The organism is Thermodesulfomicrobium sp. WS, from assembly GCF_027925145.1.
GTDB lineage: Bacteria > Desulfobacterota > Desulfovibrionia > Desulfovibrionales > Desulfomicrobiaceae > Thermodesulfomicrobium.
The window spans coordinates 888,237-904,341 of record NZ_AP027130.1; the positions used below are offsets into that span (position 1 = coordinate 888,237).

Here is a 16,105-nt window from a genome sequence, read left to right on the forward strand (position 1 = left end):
TTGGTTTTTCCTTGCAGGAGGTTTTCTGGGAGGGGCTGGCAATGCAGCCTGAGGAATGCATCCTGCTATCTGGAGTTGGCAGTCTATGGAAGATTGACTCAAAAATAATTTTTTATTTCAAGATGATATCGTTATTTTTTTGTCGGCATGCTTTTTGTTTATTACGGTTATGCCCCAGCCGCCCTGGGCGGTATGAGGAGTGTCTGTCAACGAAACACGCAAGGAGGAATGCATGGCTGACGACGTTGTCATTGATCGAGGCAAAAGCCAACTCTCGGACCTCTGGACCAAGGAAGATTACTGGGCTATTTGGCTCGGTTTTCTGGTCATTCTGGTAAGTCTGGGGGTGTATCTGAACTCCGACATCCGCACCGATATCGAAAAAAAGATCGCTGCGGCCAACCAGGTCCAGCAACAAGAAGCCAGTGCGCCGTTCAAGACCATCGCTTGGTACAAGGCCGATGACGAGAAGAAATCGCTCAAGGCTTCCAGCAGTCCTTTCGGCAAGTTTGTCTCCCATTGGACCAAACATCCTGGAGGGTGGGAGAGCAACGTCTTGGATTCGTTCATCAAAACCGAAGAGCAGGCCAAGGAGGCCAGTGCCAAGGCCATGCCCAAGTACGAAGAAGCCAAGGCGAAGGCCGAAGCGGCTCTCACTGCGGCCAAGGCCGCGGAAGACGCCGCTCGGGCGGCCAATTTCCAAGATGCAGGGCTCAATGACGCTGCCAAGGCCGCCATTGCCCAGTGGCGGGATGCTGCCAAGGCCGCCAAGGAGGCCAAGGCCAAGACCGAGGTCAAGCCTTTCAACGTCATTCCCTCGCTCATTGGATTGGCGGTGTTTTTGGCGTTGTTCTTCTCCATTGGCACTTTTTTCATGGGGAAAAGCGTCCCGGCGTTTATTCAGGGCTTTTTCTTGGTGTTTTTGGTGGGCGTGCTTGCCTATGTCCTGGGGAACCAGGCCATTTCCAAACAGTATGGCTTTGGCGCCGAGGCATGGGGTGTTGTGCTCGGAATGCTTATCGCCAATACCATCGGCACCCCGCAGTGGGCCAAGCAGGGGTGCGAGGTGGAGTACTTCATCAAGACCGGCTTGGTGCTTTTGGGCGGGGAAGTGCTTTTCAACAAGATCGTGGCCATCGGTATCCCGGGGATCTTCGTGGCCTGGGTGGTGACGCCCATCGTGCTGATCGTGACCTTCATCTTTGGCCAGAAGGTCCTGAAGATGCCCTCGCCTACCCTCAACATCGTCATCTCTGCGGATATGTCCGTGTGCGGCACCTCGGCGGCCATCGCCACGGCTGCGGCCTGCCGGGCCAAGAAAGAAGAGCTCACGCTGTCCATCGGCCTGTCCCTGGTGTTCACGGCCATCATGATGATCGCCATGCCCGCCTTCATCAAGGCCGTAGGGATGCCGGAAGTTTTGGGCGGCGCCTGGATCGGCGGCACCATCGACTCCACCGGTGCCGTGGCAGCGGCGGGCGCTTTCTTGGGGCCCAAAGCCATGTACGTGGCTGCCACCATCAAGATGATCCAGAACGTGCTCATCGGCGTCACCGCCTTTGGTGTGGCCGTATACTGGTGCACCAAGATGGAGTGCCGCGAGGGAGAACGGGTGGGACTCGACGAGATCTGGCACCGTTTCCCCAAGTTCGTGTTGGGTTTCTTGGCCGCCTCGATCGTCATTTCGTTCATCTCCGGATCGCTGGGCCATGATCTCGGCTCGGCCCTCGTGGACCACGGTGTCGTGGCTGGCGGCACCAAGCCTATTCGGGACTGGGCTTTTACCTTGTCTTTTGCGGCCATCGGGTTGTCCACCAACTTCCGGGAATTGGCCCATTACTTCAAGGGCGGCAAGCCGGTGATCCTTTATGTGTGCGGTCAGTCGTTCAACCTGGCGTTGACCTTGGCCATGGCTTACGTTATGTTCTACATTGTATTTCCAGAAATCACGGCCAAGATTTAGTGGAGTGAGATGAATGGAAAAGGAGGGAGAAGGTTGATCCCTCCTTTTCTTTTTGGGAGGCTGATATGTCTCATGTTGTCAAGGGGATTCTTTGCGGGGTATGCTTTTTTGGGTTCGTTTTTTCGGTATTGCCTTGGATGACGAATCATGTTTCTATTTTACGGCAAATGCATGAAGTTTTAGAGTGGCATGATATTGATCCGAGTCGATTTTACTATTCCAACGTTCCCCAGACATTGGAGGGCGCCTGGTATTTGCGAAACGCGTTGCAGTCACCCCAGGACGTGGATCAGGGCAAAGGTGGCCGGTAGGGTCACGGTGGCGAATACGGTAGTTCCGAGCACTGCCAGCGAAATGGTGGGGGCGAGGGTGCCGTAGGCTTCGGCGAGCACGAAGGCCATGGTCCCCACCGGCATGGCCGCGAGCATGGTGCCCATGGCGCGCCATGTGGGATCCACCTGCCACAGGGAGAGCACGACGAAGGTGACGGCGGGCTGCACGAAGAGTTTGACCGCGCCGATGAGCAGGTGATTGGGGCCAAGATCGCGGATGGTGGCGCGTGCCGTGCGGGCCAGCGTCATGCCGATGGCGATGAGGGCGAGCGGTGAAGCCGTATGGCCGAGCATCTGGCAGGGCACCGTGATCCACTGCGGAAGCCGGATGCCGACGACGGCCACGGCAAGACCGGCGAGGCTTCCCAGAAGCAGGGGATTTCGGGCGAGAACGCCCAAAAGGGCGCGTCCTGCAGTCTGGGGACTGTGCTGCCGCTCCAGGACGAAGACGGCGGCCAGCACAAAAGGCAGGCCAAACAGGGCGAAAATCCCCATGGCGAGTACGGCGTCCGGATTTTGGGGAAAGAGCAGCTGCAGCACCGGCAGCCCCACGAATGCGGCGTTGGAAAAGGTGGCGGCAAAGGCCACGAACCAGGATTGCGGGTTGGTATACCACCGGCGGACAAGGGCCGCGGTACCGACAAACGGGATGAGGGTGCCGAGGACCACCCCTCCCACAAACCCGGCCTGGAAAATGCGCGCAAGGGACGCCTGGGCGATGCTGGAGAAGAGCAGCAGCGGCAGGGCCAGACGGTAGACAAAGGTGTTGAGGATGCTCCCGGCTGTCGGGGGCAGGATATCCAGACGAAAGATCACTGCCCCGAGGAGCATGAGTACGAACACCGGGGCGATGGTGGAAAAGATTTCGAGCATCGTGGGGAGAGTGTTGGGGAAAAAGATGCGGCGGGCAAGGATCGCGCCGTGCCCGCCGCGGGTGTTTACTTTTGGGCTTCGCCCAGCACGTGGGGCCAGATTTCGTCGATGGTGTTGACGAGTGTGACTTCCACCCGCCGCAGGAGCTCCTTGGGGATCTCTTCCAGGTCATGGGCGTTGCGCTGCGGCAGGAACACCCGCCGTACCCCGTGGCTCATGGCCGCGAGGATCTTTTCCTTGATGCCGCCCACAGGCAGCACCCGGCCGCGCAGGGTGATCTCCCCGGTCATGGCCGCGTCCGCAGCCACCGGTCGTCCGGTGAGGGCGGAGAACAGGGCCGTTACCATGGTGACGCCCGCCGAAGGCCCGTCCTTGGGGGTGGCGCCGGCGGGGACATGGATGTGGACGTCATGGGTCTCGAAGAAATCGTCCGCAAGTCCCAGGTCTTTGGCCCGGGCCCGGGCCACACTGAGCGCCGCCTGGGCGCTTTCTTTCATGACATCGCCCAGCTTGCCAGTGAGGATGAGTTTGCCCTTGCCCGGAAGCAGGGTGCACTCGATGTGCAGCACCTCGCCGCCGTAGGGAGTCCACGCCAAACCTAAGGCCACGCCCACGGGCAGGTTCGCTTCTCGTTCCTCCTCCAGGAATTTGGGCTGCCCGAGAAGTTTAGGGAGCCTGGCCACCGTCACCCGGAAGGGCGGCGTCTGCCCTTCGGCCACCTTGCGGGCGTATTTGCGGCACACAGCCCCGATTTCCCGCTCCAGGTTCCGCAGCCCCGCCTCACGGGTGTATTCCCGGATGATGCGTATCATGACCGGGTCGGGGATGAGGACGTCCCCCTTCTGGAGCCCGTTTTCCTTCAGCTGTCGTTCCAGGATGTAGCGCTGGGCAATGGCGACCTTCTCCTGCTCCGTGTAGCCCGGGATGCGGATGACCTCCATGCGGTCCAAGAGGGCCGAGGGGATGGTGTCCAGCATGTTGGCGGTGCAGATGAACATTACCTTGGAGAGGTCGTAGGGCACGCCCAGGTAGTGGTCGGTAAAGGCGTTGTTCTGCTCCGGGTCGAGGACCTCCAGCAGGGCCGAGGACGGGTCGCCGCGGAAATCGGTGCCCAGTTTGTCGATCTCGTCGAGCATGATCACCGGATTGATGGTACCGGCGTCCTTCATGGCCTGGAGGATGCGGCCGGGCATGGCGCCGATGTAGGTGCGCCGATGGCCGCGGATTTCCGCCTCGTCCCGCATGCCGCCCAAGGACATGCGGACGAACTTGCGCCCCAAGGCCCGGGCAATGGAGCGGCCCAGCGAGGTCTTGCCCACTCCGGGCGGGCCGACGAAGCAGAGGATGGGGCCTTTCATGTGCGGGTTGAGTTTGCGCACCGCCAGGTATTCGAGGATCCGCTCTTTCACCTTGTGGAGGTCGTAATGGTCTTCGTCCAGGATGGCTGCGGCCTCGGCGATGTCGATGCGGTCCTTGGAGGCCTTTTTCCAGGGCAGATCCAGGATCCAGTCCAAATAGGTGCGGACGATGGTGGCCTCGGAGGAGTCGGGGTGCATGTTCTCCAGCCGCGAGAGCTGCTTGTCCGCTTCCTTTTTCACCTTCTTGGGCAGTCCCGCCTTGGCGAGCGCTTGGCGCAACTCCTCGATTTCGTCGTTTTCTCCGCCGGAATCCCCGAGCTCCTTGCGGATGGCCTTGAGTTGTTCGCGCAGGAAGTAGTCCCGCTGCGCCTTGTCCATGCCTTCTTTGGCCATGGACTGGATCTTGGCCTGCAAGGTAGCCACTTCCACCTCGCGGGTGAGCTCTTGGTTGACCAGGCGCAGCCGTTCCAGGGGGTCCTGGCATTCCAGGATGCGCTGGGCGTTTGCGGTCTTCATGCGCAAATTGGCGGCCACCAAGTCCGCCAGCCGGCCGGGATCGGGCACGTTGTGGAGGAGCTGCAGCATCTCCGTGGCGTCGATGCCGCGCAGCTGTAAAATCCGTTCGGTCTGTTCGCGCACCGTGCGCAGCAAGGCCTCTTGTTCCGGGCCGCCGTCCAGGGCCGCAGGCTCTTCCCAGGGCTCGATTTCCACCAAGTCATAGGGGTCGGTTTGGAGGAACCTTTTGATGCGCGCCCGGCTCACCCCTTGGACCAGGACCTTGAGGCGGCCGTCGGGCATCTTGAGCATGCGCATGATCATGGCCACGGTGCCTACGGTGTAGAGGTCGTCCGGCCCGGGCTCGTCGGTGTCTTCGTCTTTCTGGGTGCAGATGAGGATGTAGCGGCCTGCGGACAAGGCGGCATCCACGGCGAGCACGCTTTTTTCCCGGCCCACGAAAAGCGGCAGGATCATGAAGTTGAAGACCACCACGTCGCGCACGGCCAAAAGCGGCATGGTGGTGGGGAGCTCATTTTCCGGGGTGTCCTTTTTTTCGGTTTCTGGGGTTTCTGGGATATGGATTTCACTCATGATGGACTCCTCGTAGGAAAAAGGAGGGTTTTGGGCGCAAGGACCCTGATTCAGGGGCTTGATATAAGCGTTCTTGCGCCTGAGGCAAGAAAAAAAAGCCAAATTTTGCCGGCTAGAGCTGCCCGTTGGCGTGAAAGCTGTAAAAATCCGGGTTGCCGACGATGATGTGGTCCAGCAAGCGGAGTCCCAAATCCGCGCAGATGCGGCCCAGACGCTCGGTGAGGTCGTGGTCTGCCGGGGAAGGTGTGGGATCGCCGCTGGGGTGGTTGTGCACCACGATGATGCCGCTGGCGTGGTGGCGCAAGGCGAGTTCGGCGATCTCGCGGGGGTAGGCCGCGGTCTGGTCGATGGTGCCCTGGGCGATGCGGGCAAGGTGCTGGAAGCGGTTTTTGGTGTTGAGGAAAAGCGCCCAAAACTCTTCCTTGGGTCGCAAGGCCAGGCGGGCACGCAGAAATCCCGCCACCTGCTCCGGGCTGGTGAACTGCTCCTTGCGGGCTACGGGTTCGGCCTCGGCGCGGGCCAAGAGTTCCTGGAAGGTGCACCACAGGGCGTGGACCGCGGGGCCGAGGCCGGGGGTTTGTGCCACCTGGTCGGGGGGCGCGAAGAGTATCCCGCGCACGGACCCAAAGCGGGCGAGCAATTCCTTGGCCATGGGTTTGGTGTCCCGGCGGGGCAGGGCAAAGGTGAGCAGCATCTCCACGAGTTCGTAATCGAGGAGTCCCTGGGGGTCGCGCAGTAAGCGTTGGCGCAGACGGGCGCGGTGGCCGGCGTGGTCGTGGCTCATGGCTGGGAGGTGGCGTCGAGGAGGTGTTCTAGGGCTTGGGCCGGTCGCAGCCGACCGCTTTTGATGGCGGTCTCGGCCTCGGCCACGCGCAGGAAGAGGCGGGCCGTGCCGGAAGGCCCCAGGCGTTGGGCCAGGGCCTGTTTGGCCTTGAGGACCGCGGCGGGCAGTCGCACCCCAGGGTCTTCGCCGCGGGTAAGCAGCCAGAGGATGCGGGCTTCACGGCGCACCAGGGCGAGCACGCCGAAGGTGGCCTCGCCGCTGGCCATTTGCGGGTCGTGGCGGAGCTGCCGCCAAAGTTCTTCGGCCCTGGCGGGATTGAGGGCGGCCTGCATGAGGGCGAAGACGTCCCAGGTGGGAGCGCCGGTGAGGGATTGCAGGTGTTCCGGGGTGATGGTGGGGGAGTCACCTGCTGCAAGCAGCACCTTGTCCATTTCTGCGGCAATGGCGGCGGCCGAGAGGGGAAGGTGCTCCTGGAGCAGGCGCCGGGCCTCGGGGGCGATGGCCTTGCCGGCGGCGGCAAGGATGGCGCGGGCGCGCTCTTCGGCCTGGGCACGGCTCAGCCCCGGATGGCTCCATACCCATCCGCGTTGGGTGGCGGCGGCAAAGCATTTGGCCTTGCGGACCACTTGCGGGATTTTTGGGGCGAGGGAGCGTTCTTTCTTGCTCCACTCCCAATCCACCTCCAGGGCGAAAAAAGGATGGATGCCGGGGCGGCCTTGGCGCAGCAGGGCATCCAGCCGGGACCACACCTCGGCAGGGGCCAGGTGCGCCTGGCGCAGCAGCACGCCGCAGCCTGCCTCCCCCAGGGGAGGGATGGTGAGCTGCTGCCAGTAGCGGTCCGGCAAGGGCTCATCGCCCCAAAAGGAACGCAGGGAAAAGCCCGGAGCAAGACGTTTGCGGGCCTCCTCCAGTATGAGCTCCGCGTCCGGGCAAATGAGAAAGGTAAATGCCATGGACTAGAATTGGGGCTCCAGGCGGTCGGCCAGGCGGCGCATGGCCTCGGCAATGGCGCGCCGGGCGGCGCCTTCTTGGGAACTGAGGCCGCGGAAGGACTCCGCGGTGGTGATGGGGCCCGAGTTCCACACCAGGGCGCCGGTGGCGGCATCCCGCATCAAGAGTTCCAAGGTGATGACCGCCTGCGACTTGAGGGTGATGTCGTCGCGGCCGGTCACCGAGGCCCCGGTGCCGTATTGGATCACCCGCAGGGTGAGCGAGAGGTCGGCGTTTTCCCGCTCTGTCCAAACGATGTCTCCCCGGCGGGAGAGCTCCTCGCGCAGGGCGATGCGGAGCGCCGGGCCCATCCAGGGCTCGGTGCTCGGCTGCTCCACCCGGGCGAGGTACAGACGTTTGCCCCCGCCCGGCAGTTGGAGTGCATTGCGGCCGTGGAGCTGGTAGCCGCAGGCGGCAAGCCCCACCAGCAGCAGACTAACGCACCACCACGTTGACCAGTTTTTTCGGGACCACGATGACCTTGACAACGGTTTTGCCCTCCAGGTGACGTGCGACGTTGGGATCCGCCAAGGCCAGGGTGCGCAGCTCGTCTTCGGAGGCGCTGGCCGGTGCCGTGACCTGACCGCGGAGTTTGCCGTTCACTTGCACCACCACGGTGATTTCGTCCAGCACCAGCGCCGCCGGGTCATAGGTCGGCCATGGGGTGTGGACGAGCATGGTGGTGAAGCCCAGCCGCTGCCAGAGCTCTTCGCTGAGGTGCGGGGCAAAGGGCGAGAGCACCGTGAGCACCGTGGCCACGGCCGAGGAGAGGACCTGCGGGCCGCAGGCCGTGCCGCGCAGCTCGTCCTTGGCGAGGTACAGGGCATTGACCAGCTCCATGAGGGCGGCGATGGCGGTGTTGAACTGGAACTTGTCGTCCAGGTCGTTGGTGGCGCGGCGCACGGTGTCGTGTTCTTTGCGCCGCAGTTCCCGTTCGGCTGGAGTGAGATTTCCCGAGATGGCGGCGCATGCCCCCACCGGGGTGAGGATGTCCGCCAGTTCGTCCACCAGCCGCCAGACGCGCAGCAGAAACCGGTGAGCGCCTTCGATACCCCGGTCGCTCCATTCCAGGTCTTTTTCCGGCGGCGCGGCAAAAAGGCAGAAAAGGCGCACCGTGTCGGCGCCGTAGCGCTCCACCATGGCGTCGGGGTCCACGATATTGCCCTTGGATTTGGACATCTTGGAGCCGTCCAAGAGCACCATGCCCTGGGTGAGCAGGTGGGCGAAGGGCTCGTTGACGGCGAGGTAGCCTTCGTCGCGCAGCGCCTTGGTGAAGAAACGGGCGTAGAGCAGGTGCAAAATGGCGTGTTCGATGCCGCCGATGTACTGGTCCACCGGCAGCCAGGCGTTGGTCACCGCCGGGTCAAAGGGCTGTGATTCGTCGCGGGCGGCCAGGTAGCGGGCAAAGTACCAGGAGGACTCCACAAAGGTGTCCATGGTGTCGGTCTCGCGCCGCGCAGGTCCGCCGCAAGTGGGACAGGTGGTGCGCACGAAGGCGTCGCATTCGGGCAGGGGCGAGCGGCCGTCAGGCCGCACCTGCACGTCCAGGGGCAGTTCCACCGGCAATTGGTCTTCCGGCACCGGCACCACGCCGCAGGCGTCGCAGTAGACCACCGGGATGGGCGCGCCCCAGTAGCGCTGGCGGGAGATGTTCCAGTCCCGCAGGCGGTAGTTCACCGCCCGCCGGCCCAGACCTTTCTCCTCAAGCATGGCGGCGATGGCCTCTTTGGCGGCCTCGGAATCCATGCCGTCAAAGGGCCCGGAATTGGTGAGCACCCCGGGCTCGGTGTAGGCCGCGGTCATGCGGGCAGGGTCCAGATGCTCGCCGCGGGGCTCGATGACCACGGCCAAGGGCAGCTCGTATTTGGCGGCAAAGTCGAAATCGCGCTGGTCATGGGCAGGCACCGCCATGACCGCGCCGGTGCCGTAGCCCATGAGCACGAAGTTGGCCACGTAGATGGGCATGCGCCGGCCGGTCACCGGGTTGATGCAAAAGCGACCGGTGAACATGCCTTCTTTTTCCAGGTCGTCGGCGGCACGCTGGAAGCGATCCATGTTGATGACCTTGCGGCAGAATTCGCGCACCGCCGCTTCCTGCGGCGTGCCGGCAATCAGCCGCTCTACCAGGGGATGCTCCGGAGCCAGGCTCATGAACGTGGCGCCGTAGAGGGTGTCCTGGCGGGTGGTGAACACCGTGACTGCGCCGTCCATATCCTCCAGGGCGAAGTCGATCTCCATGCCGGTGCTCTTGCCGATCCAATGGCGCTGCATGGTAAGCACCCGTTCGGGCCAGCCGCCGGCCAGGGTGTCGAGGTCGGCGAGGAGCTCTTCGGCGTACGCGGTAATGCGCACAAACCACTGTTCCAGTTCCCGCTGCTCCACCAGGGCGTCGCAGCGCCAGCACTTGCCGTCCTCCACCTGTTCGTTGGCGAGCACCGTGTGGCAGCCTGGGCACCAATTGACCGGCGCCTTTTTGCGGTACACCAGCCCCCGGCGCAGGAACTTGAGGAAAAATTCCTGCTCCCAGCGATAGTACTTGGGGTGGCAGGTGGCGATCTCTCGGCTCCAATCGTAGGAATAGCCCATGCGCTTGAGCTGGGCGCGCATGGTGGCGATGTTCTCGTAGGTCCATTTGGCCGGGTGCACGCCGTGCTTGATGGCCGCATTTTCCGCAGGCAGGCCGAAGGCGTCCCAACCCATGGGATGGAACACGGCATGGCCGCGCATGCGCTTGTAGCGGGCGACCACGTCGCCGATGGAGTAGTTGCGCACGTGGCCCATGTGGATGCGCCCCGAAGGGTAGGGGAACATCTCCAAGACGTAGTAGCGATTTTCGGCCGATGCAGGATCAATGGAAAACACCTGATCCTTTTCCCAAATGTCCTGCCATTTGCGTTCGATGGTATGGAAATCGTAGGTTGCCATGGTGACCTCAATGCGAAAAAGCGGTTGAGTTTCCTTCTGCGCCAAAGCGCCCGCAGCCCATGCGGACGAGGGAGTTATGCGCAGGCGGCCTCGTGGAGGGCGAGTGCCTTGCCCGCGGCATTGAGCACGCCGTTGACGAACACCCGTGAGCCTTCTTCCCCAAAGGCTTTCGCCAGCTCCACGGCCTCGTTGACCGCCACCTTGAAGGGGAGATGCATCTGCCGCATCTCAAAGAGCGCTAAACGCAGGATGGCGCGCTCCACCGTGGCGATGCGGGAGAGCTTCCATCCCGTGGCGTGCTGGGCGATGATGGCGTCGAGTTCCTCGTGATGCTGCCACACCCCGCGTACCAGTTCCCAGGCATACGAGCCTTCCCGCTCCAGGTCCGGGCAATTGGCGTCGGCACGGAAGTTGTCGAAGGCCCGGGCAAGGTCCGCCTCGGTCAGGGCCGGGTGGAAGGGCAGGGCGTAGAGGAGCTGCAAGGCGAAACGCCGCTCCCGCTGGCGCTGTTTCACGCGGAAACACCCTCCAGGCCGCGCAGCACCCGCACGGTCTCCAGGGCTGCGGCCGCGGCCTCGGCGCCTTTGTTGCCCGCCTTGCTGCCAGCCCGCTCAATGGCCTGCTCCAGGGAATCGGTGGTGAGCAGGCCAAAGCCGATGGGCATGCCCGTCTCCAGGCTCACATGGGCGATGCCCTTGGTGGCCTCGGCGCACACGTAGTCAAAGTGCGGGGTGGCGCCGCGGATGACCGCGCCCACGCAGACGATGGCATCTACGCCGCCGCGCTGGGCAACGGCCCGGGCCACCAATGGGAGCTCGAAGGCCCCCGGCACCCGGATGAGGGTGAGGTCTTGGCGGGCCGCCCCATGGCGCAGGAGGTAGTCCACGGCTCCTCCCACCAGACGCTCGACGATGAAATCATTGAAACGGCTGGCGATGATCGTGAATTTCAGGCCCGAGGCGTCGAGGACGCCTTCGATGGTGGTGATGTGGTGCATGGAATCCTCCCCAATATTACTGCGCCGAGTCCACGTGGAGCAGGTGGCCGAGTTTGGTGCTCTTGGTGCGCAGGTAGCATTCGTTTTCCGCACAGGCCGGGATCTCGATGGGCACGCGTTCGGTCACCGTGAGGCCGTAGCCTTCCAGACCGATGATCTTCTTGGGATTGTTGGTGAGCAGCCGCATGCTGCGCACCCCAAGGTTGACGAGGATCTGGGCGCCGAGGCCGTAGTCACGCAGGTCGGCTGGAAAGCCCAGTTCCAGGTTGGCCTCCACCGTGTCCCGGCCTTGGTCCTGGAGGTGATAGGCCTTGATCTTGTTGCCAAGGCCAATGCCTCGGCCTTCCTGGCGCATGTAGAGGATGACCCCGCGGCCTTCCTGATCGATCATCTCCATGGCGCGGTGGAGCTGGTTGCCGCAGTCGCAGCGGAGCGAGCCGAAGACATCGCCGGTGAGGCATTCGCTGTGCACCCGTACCAAGACCGGCTCGGGCGTGGTGACGTCGCCTTTGACCAGGGCGATGTGGGTGTGGCTGTCGATGTCGTTTTCAAAGGCAATGATGGTGAATTCCCCATGGCAGGTGGGCATGCGCGCTTCCGCCACGCGGCGTACGAGCGAGTCCTTGCGGCAGCGGTAGGCGATGAGATCCTCGATGGTGGCGATCTTGAGCCCGTGCTCGGCGGCGAACTTCTCCAGATCCGGCATGCGCGCCATGGTGCCGTCGTCGTTCATGATCTCGCAGATGACCGCCGCACCCTTGAGGCCAGCGAGCCGCGCCAGGTCCACCGAGCCTTCGGTCTGGCCGGCGCGCACGAGCACCCCACCCTCGCGGGCGCGGAGGGGAAAGATGTGTCCTGGGGTGGAGAGGTCTTCAGGAGTGGTGTCATCGGCCACGGCGGTCTGGATAGTGAGCGCCCGGTCGTGGGCGGAGATGCCGGTGGTCACGCCGTGACGGGCTTCGATGGACACCGTAAAATTAGTGCCGAACTTGGACGTGTTGCGCCGGGTCATGAGGGGGAGCTGGAGCTTGTCCACCAGGGCCGGCTCCAAGGCCAGACAGATGAGTCCCCGGCCGTATTTGGCCATGAAGTTGATGACCGCCGGGGTCACCTTTTCCGCGGCGATGGTGAGATCGCCTTCGTTTTCCCGGTCTTCGTCATCCACGAGAATGATCATCTTTCCGTTGCGGATGTCTTCGATGGCTTCTTCGATGGTGCATTTCATAGTGCAATATCTCCTTGCCCGAAGGCGTTCGGTCAAAATCCGTGCTGGCGCAGGAAGTCTTCGGTGATGGTCGAGGCGCGGGGCGCAGCAGACGCCCGCCATGGCGCAAGCATGCGGGCCACATATTTGCCGATGAGGTCGGTCTCCAGGTTGACCTTGGTCCCGACCCGCCAGTGGGCAATGGTGGTTTCCTGCCAGGTGGCGGGAATGACGTTTACTTCCAAAAAGTCGGCGCCGCAATCATTGACCGTGAGGCTCACCCCGTCCAGGGCGACAGAGCCTTTGGGGATGATTTCCGCGCTCACCGCTGGGTCAAAGGTGATGCGCACCACGTGGGATTCGCCTGCTTGGGTGATGCCTATCACCTGGGCTACGGTGTCCACATGCCCGGAGACCAGATGCCCGCCCAGTCGGTCACCCAGGGCCAGGGCCCGCTCCAGGTTGACGAGGCTTCCGCGGGAAAGGAGCCCAAGGGTGGTGACTTCCAGGGTCTTGGCGGAGGCGTAGGCCACGAAGGCCGGCCCTTTGGTGGTCTCCACCGTGAGACAGACCCCGTTGACCGCGATGGATTCGCCCAGCTGGTAAGGGGTGAAGTCCTGCTTGGGGGTGATGGTGAGGCGTGCTTGCGAGCCGGAGCGGACGACCTCGGTGACCGTGCCGATGGAGGCGATGATACCGGTAAACATGGCTTAGGAGGGGCGCAGCTGCAGGAGGAGGTCCGGGGGAAGCGTGCGGATGGCCGCAAGGCGCAGCGAGATGGCCTCGGCCATGGAGTGCACGGTGCGCCCCTGAAAAGAGGCCGGGGCGGCGCCGTCGCCCAGTATCCGGGGGCTCACAACGAGCAGGATCTCGTCGGCAAGGCCGGTGGCAAGCAGACTCGCCGCCAGGGTGCCGCCTCCTTCCGCGAGCACGTGGTGGCAGCCGTGCTCGTGGCGCAAAAGCGTCAGCCCGGCGGCAAGATCGATGCCTGTGGCGTCTTCGGCCAAGCCGTAGACCCGGCAGCCCAAGTCGAGGAGGAGCGTTGCCCGCTGGGAGCGGCTCTCCGCTTCGGAAGTGAGGAAAATGGTGCGCTCCGGGGTGTGACGTAGCAGCGTCAGGGGGGCATCCGCTGCCGGCAGGCGCCGGGTGACCACCACGGCCCAGGGCTGAGGCCCCTGGTGACGGGGGTGCCGGCAGGTGAGCTGCGGATTGTCCGCCCGCAAGGTGCCACCGCCCACGAGTACGGCCCCCACACGGCTGCGCAGGCGATGCACCCAGCGCTGGGCCCGCAGGCCGGAGATGGCCCCGGGAATCCCTGGCCGGGGGGCGATCTTGCCATCGAGGGTCTGGGCGAGCTTGAGTAGGATGTACGGCCGTGGGCTAGTTTGCCATAGGCGAAAATCCGCGATGAGATCCCGGCAGTCGTCTTCCAGGACGCCATGGATCACCTCGACTCCCGCGGCCTGCAGCCGCTCGATGCCGCCTGCGGCCTGGGGATTGGGGTCGCGGGTGCCGACGACCACCCGACGGATGCCAGCAGCGAGGATGGCCTCGGTGCACGGCGGGGTTTTGCCGTGGTGGTTGCAGGGCTCTAGGGTGACGTAGAGGGTGCAGCGGGACAGGTCTTCCCCACGGCGTCGGGCGTGGGCGATGGCATTCACTTCCGCGTGGGGGCCGCCGAAGCGCTCATGCCATCCCCGGGCAACGACGTTGCCATCGCGCACCAGTACCGCGCCCACGCAGGGATTGGGGGCGGTGTGCCCAAAGCCGAGGCGCGCCACGGCCGCGGCTTTGGCCATAAAATGCGGGTGATCAGCGCGCAGGGCCATGGTCCTCCCTTGGGCACGCGGCAGGTGCGGGGTCGAACTCCAGGCGCTGGTGGGGGATGCCGGCTTCAGCGAGCATCTCGAGGGACAGGGGGTCTGGGTAGCCTTCGGTATAGTAGATGGCCGCCACGCGGCAGTTGATGAGCATCTTGGTACACAGGACGCACGGCTGGGTGGTGCAGTAGACCGTGGCCCCTTCCAGGCAGATGCCATGGAGCGCTGCCTGGATGATGACGTTCTGCTCCGCGTGCAGTCCTCGGCACAGCTCATGGCGCTCTCCCGAAGGCACGCCGAGGCGTTCCCGCAAGCAGCCCAGATCCAGGCAATGGGCCACCCCGGAGGGAGCGCCGTTGTAGCCGGTGGCGAGGATACGTTTGTCTTTGACCGCCACGGCACCGACCTTGCGGCGCAGGCACGTGGACCGTTCCGCCACCAGGTGGGCGATGCGCAGAAAGTATTGGGGCCAGGACAGTCGGTGATCCATGGGCAAAAGCGGGCGCGGCGACGCGCGCCTTCAAGGTTACCAGGCAAAGAGCGGGAACTCACGGGCGAAGCGTTCCACCTGACGGCGGATGGCTTCGAGCCGGGAGTCGTTGTCCATGTTTTCCAATACCTCCACGATCCACGTGGCCACTTGGCGCATCTCGGCCTCTTTCATGCCGCGGGTGGTGAGCGCAGGCGTGCCGATGCGAATGCCCGAGGTCACGAAGGGCGAGCGGGTGTCGAAGGGCACGGCGTTCTTGTTGACCGTGATGCCGGCGCGATCCAAGGCATGCTCGGCGTCTTTGCCGGTGATCCCCTTGCGGGTGAGGTCCACCAGCATGAGGTGGTTGTCCGTGCCGCCGGAGACCAGGTCAAAGCCGGCATTCACCAGTTCCTGGGCCAGGGTTTGGGCATTGGCGATGACCTGGCGCTGGTAGTCCACGAAGCTGGGCTGCAGGGCTTCCAGGAAGGCCACCGCCTTGGCCGCGATGACGTGCATGAGGGGGCCGCCTTGAATGCCGGGGAAGATCTGGGAATTGAGGGTCTTCCCGAGGTCTTCGGCGGCGAGGATCATGCCGCCGCGGGGGCCGCGCAGGGTCTTGTGGGTGGTGGTGGTGGTGACGTGGGCGTAGGGGATGGGCGAGGGGTGCAGCCCTGCGGCCACCAGGCCGGCGATATGGGCCATGTCCACCACCAGGGCCGCGCCGCAGGCATCGGCAATGGCGCGGAAGCGGGCAAAGTCGATGGTGCGCGGGTAGGCACTGGCCCCGGCCACGATGACCTTGGGTTGGTGCTCTAGGGCCAGACGTTCCACTTCGTCGTAGTCGATGCAGCCGGTGTCCTGGCGCACGCCGTAGGCCACGATCTTGTAGAGCTTGCCGGAGAAGTTCACCGGACTGCCGTGGGTGAGGTGCCCGCCGTGGGCGAGATTCATGCCGAGCAGGGTATCCCCCGGACTCATGAGGGCAAAATAGGCGGCCATGTTGGCCTGGGAGCCGGAGTGGGGCTGGACGTTGGCGTAGCCGGCGTGAAAGAGCCGTTTGGCTCGGTCGATGGCCATGTCTTCGGCCATGTCCACGAACTCGCAGCCGCCGTAGTAGCGCTTGCCGGGATAGCCTTCCGCGTACTTATGGGTCATGACGCTGCCCATGGCCTGACGCACGGCAGCGGAGGTGAAGTTTTCCGAGGCGATGAGTTCGAGCTTGGTGAGCTGGCGGGTGGTCTCCAGCTCAATGGCCTTGGCGATTTGGGGGTCCTGACGCAAGAGTTCGTCCATGGCGC

The 16,105-nt window shown here is 63.9% G+C and carries 14 protein-coding genes; 1 reads left to right on the forward strand and 13 read right to left on the reverse strand.

What is annotated here, in order from left to right; genetic code table 11:
- Positions 1-232 precede the first annotated feature (232 nt).
- Positions 233-1,963: a putative sulfate exporter family transporter gene (locus QMF81_RS04355; RefSeq protein ID WP_281752368.1), complete on the forward strand. Its 1,731-nt coding sequence runs from the start codon at positions 233-235 to the stop codon at positions 1,961-1,963.
- A gap of 272 nt (positions 1,964-2,235) precedes the next feature.
- Here the strand turns inward: QMF81_RS04355 and QMF81_RS04360 are convergent, their stop codons facing one another.
- The 13 genes from QMF81_RS04360 to glyA all read right to left on the reverse strand — a co-directional run bounded on the left by QMF81_RS04360 (position 2,236) and on the right by glyA (position 16,100).
- A complete protein-coding gene (locus QMF81_RS04360; protein ID WP_281752370.1) occupies positions 2,236-3,168 on the reverse strand; it encodes an AEC family transporter in 933 nt (310 codons plus the stop codon).
- A 65-nt stretch (positions 3,169-3,233) separates the two neighbouring features.
- A complete protein-coding gene (lon, locus tag QMF81_RS04365) occupies positions 3,234-5,615 on the reverse strand; it encodes an endopeptidase La (protein WP_281752372.1) in 2,382 nt (793 codons plus the stop codon).
- Between the two features lie 112 nt (positions 5,616-5,727).
- On the reverse strand, positions 5,728-6,399 hold the full coding sequence (gene radC / locus QMF81_RS04370) for a DNA repair protein RadC (protein ID WP_281752374.1): 672 nt from the start codon (positions 6,397-6,399) through the stop codon (positions 5,728-5,730).
- Positions 6,396-7,352 (reverse strand): hypothetical protein, encoded by a 957-nt coding sequence (locus QMF81_RS04375; RefSeq protein ID WP_281752376.1) that lies wholly within the window; start codon positions 7,350-7,352, stop codon positions 6,396-6,398. Before QMF81_RS04375 ends, radC begins: the two co-directional genes overlap by 4 nt.
- A gap of 3 nt (positions 7,353-7,355) precedes the next feature.
- Positions 7,356-7,814 (reverse strand): DUF4136 domain-containing protein, encoded by a 459-nt coding sequence (locus tag QMF81_RS04380; RefSeq protein ID WP_281752377.1) that lies wholly within the window; start codon positions 7,812-7,814, stop codon positions 7,356-7,358.
- Positions 7,815-7,824: 10 nt separating this feature from the next.
- A complete protein-coding gene (leuS, locus tag QMF81_RS04385) occupies positions 7,825-10,314 on the reverse strand; it encodes a leucine--tRNA ligase (RefSeq protein WP_281752379.1) in 2,490 nt (829 codons plus the stop codon).
- Between the two features lie 74 nt (positions 10,315-10,388).
- Positions 10,389-10,829: a transcription antitermination factor NusB gene (gene nusB, locus QMF81_RS04390; RefSeq protein WP_281752381.1), complete on the reverse strand. Its 441-nt coding sequence runs from the start codon at positions 10,827-10,829 to the stop codon at positions 10,389-10,391.
- Positions 10,826-11,311, reverse strand: a complete 486-nt coding sequence (gene ribE / locus QMF81_RS04395; protein WP_281752383.1) for a 6,7-dimethyl-8-ribityllumazine synthase — start codon at positions 11,309-11,311, stop codon at positions 10,826-10,828. The genes nusB and ribE overlap by 4 nt, the downstream gene beginning before the upstream one ends.
- Positions 11,312-11,327: 16 nt before the next feature.
- Positions 11,328-12,536, reverse strand: coding sequence for a bifunctional 3,4-dihydroxy-2-butanone-4-phosphate synthase/GTP cyclohydrolase II (locus QMF81_RS04400; protein WP_281752386.1), 1,209 nt, complete (start codon positions 12,534-12,536; stop codon positions 11,328-11,330).
- A gap of 32 nt (positions 12,537-12,568) precedes the next feature.
- Positions 12,569-13,222, reverse strand: coding sequence for a riboflavin synthase (locus tag QMF81_RS04405; protein WP_281752388.1), 654 nt, complete (start codon positions 13,220-13,222; stop codon positions 12,569-12,571).
- Positions 13,223-13,225: 3 nt separating this feature from the next.
- Positions 13,226-14,344: a bifunctional diaminohydroxyphosphoribosylaminopyrimidine deaminase/5-amino-6-(5-phosphoribosylamino)uracil reductase RibD gene (gene ribD, locus QMF81_RS04410; protein ID WP_281752390.1), complete on the reverse strand. Its 1,119-nt coding sequence runs from the start codon at positions 14,342-14,344 to the stop codon at positions 13,226-13,228.
- Positions 14,328-14,825 carry a cytidine/deoxycytidylate deaminase family protein gene (locus QMF81_RS04415; protein WP_281752392.1) on the reverse strand — a complete coding sequence of 166 codons (498 nt, stop codon included), beginning with the start codon at positions 14,823-14,825 and terminating at the stop codon, positions 14,328-14,330. Before QMF81_RS04415 ends, ribD begins: the two co-directional genes overlap by 17 nt.
- Positions 14,826-14,861: 36 nt before the next feature.
- Positions 14,862-16,100: a serine hydroxymethyltransferase gene (glyA, locus tag QMF81_RS04420; RefSeq protein WP_281752394.1), complete on the reverse strand. Its 1,239-nt coding sequence runs from the start codon at positions 16,098-16,100 to the stop codon at positions 14,862-14,864.
- Between the last annotated feature and the right edge of the window lie 5 nt (positions 16,101-16,105).

Bases quoted from the DNA above. Each gene is read 5' to 3' on its own strand.
- QMF81_RS04355 (WP_281752368.1), top strand. From the start codon at position 233: ATGGCTGACGACGTTGTCATTGATCGAGGCAAAAGCCAACTCTCGGAC.
- QMF81_RS04360 (WP_281752370.1), bottom strand. From the start codon at position 3,168: ATGCTCGAAATCTTTTCCACCATCGCCCCGGTGTTCGTACTCATGCTC.
- lon (WP_281752372.1), bottom strand. From the start codon at position 5,615: ATGAGTGAAATCCATATCCCAGAAACCCCAGAAACCGAAAAAAAGGAC.
- radC (WP_281752374.1), bottom strand. From the start codon at position 6,399: ATGAGCCACGACCACGCCGGCCACCGCGCCCGTCTGCGCCAACGCTTA.
- QMF81_RS04375 (WP_281752376.1), bottom strand. From the start codon at position 7,352: ATGGCATTTACCTTTCTCATTTGCCCGGACGCGGAGCTCATACTGGAG.
- leuS (WP_281752379.1), bottom strand. From the start codon at position 10,314: ATGGCAACCTACGATTTCCATACCATCGAACGCAAATGGCAGGACATT.
- ribE (WP_281752383.1), bottom strand. From the start codon at position 11,311: ATGCACCACATCACCACCATCGAAGGCGTCCTCGACGCCTCGGGCCTG.
- QMF81_RS04400 (WP_281752386.1), bottom strand. From the start codon at position 12,536: ATGAAATGCACCATCGAAGAAGCCATCGAAGACATCCGCAACGGAAAG.
- QMF81_RS04405 (WP_281752388.1), bottom strand. From the start codon at position 13,222: ATGTTTACCGGTATCATCGCCTCCATCGGCACGGTCACCGAGGTCGTC.
- ribD (WP_281752390.1), bottom strand. From the start codon at position 14,344: ATGGCCCTGCGCGCTGATCACCCGCATTTTATGGCCAAAGCCGCGGCC.
- QMF81_RS04415 (WP_281752392.1), bottom strand. From the start codon at position 14,825: ATGGATCACCGACTGTCCTGGCCCCAATACTTTCTGCGCATCGCCCAC.
- glyA (WP_281752394.1), bottom strand. From the start codon at position 16,100: ATGGACGAACTCTTGCGTCAGGACCCCCAAATCGCCAAGGCCATTGAG.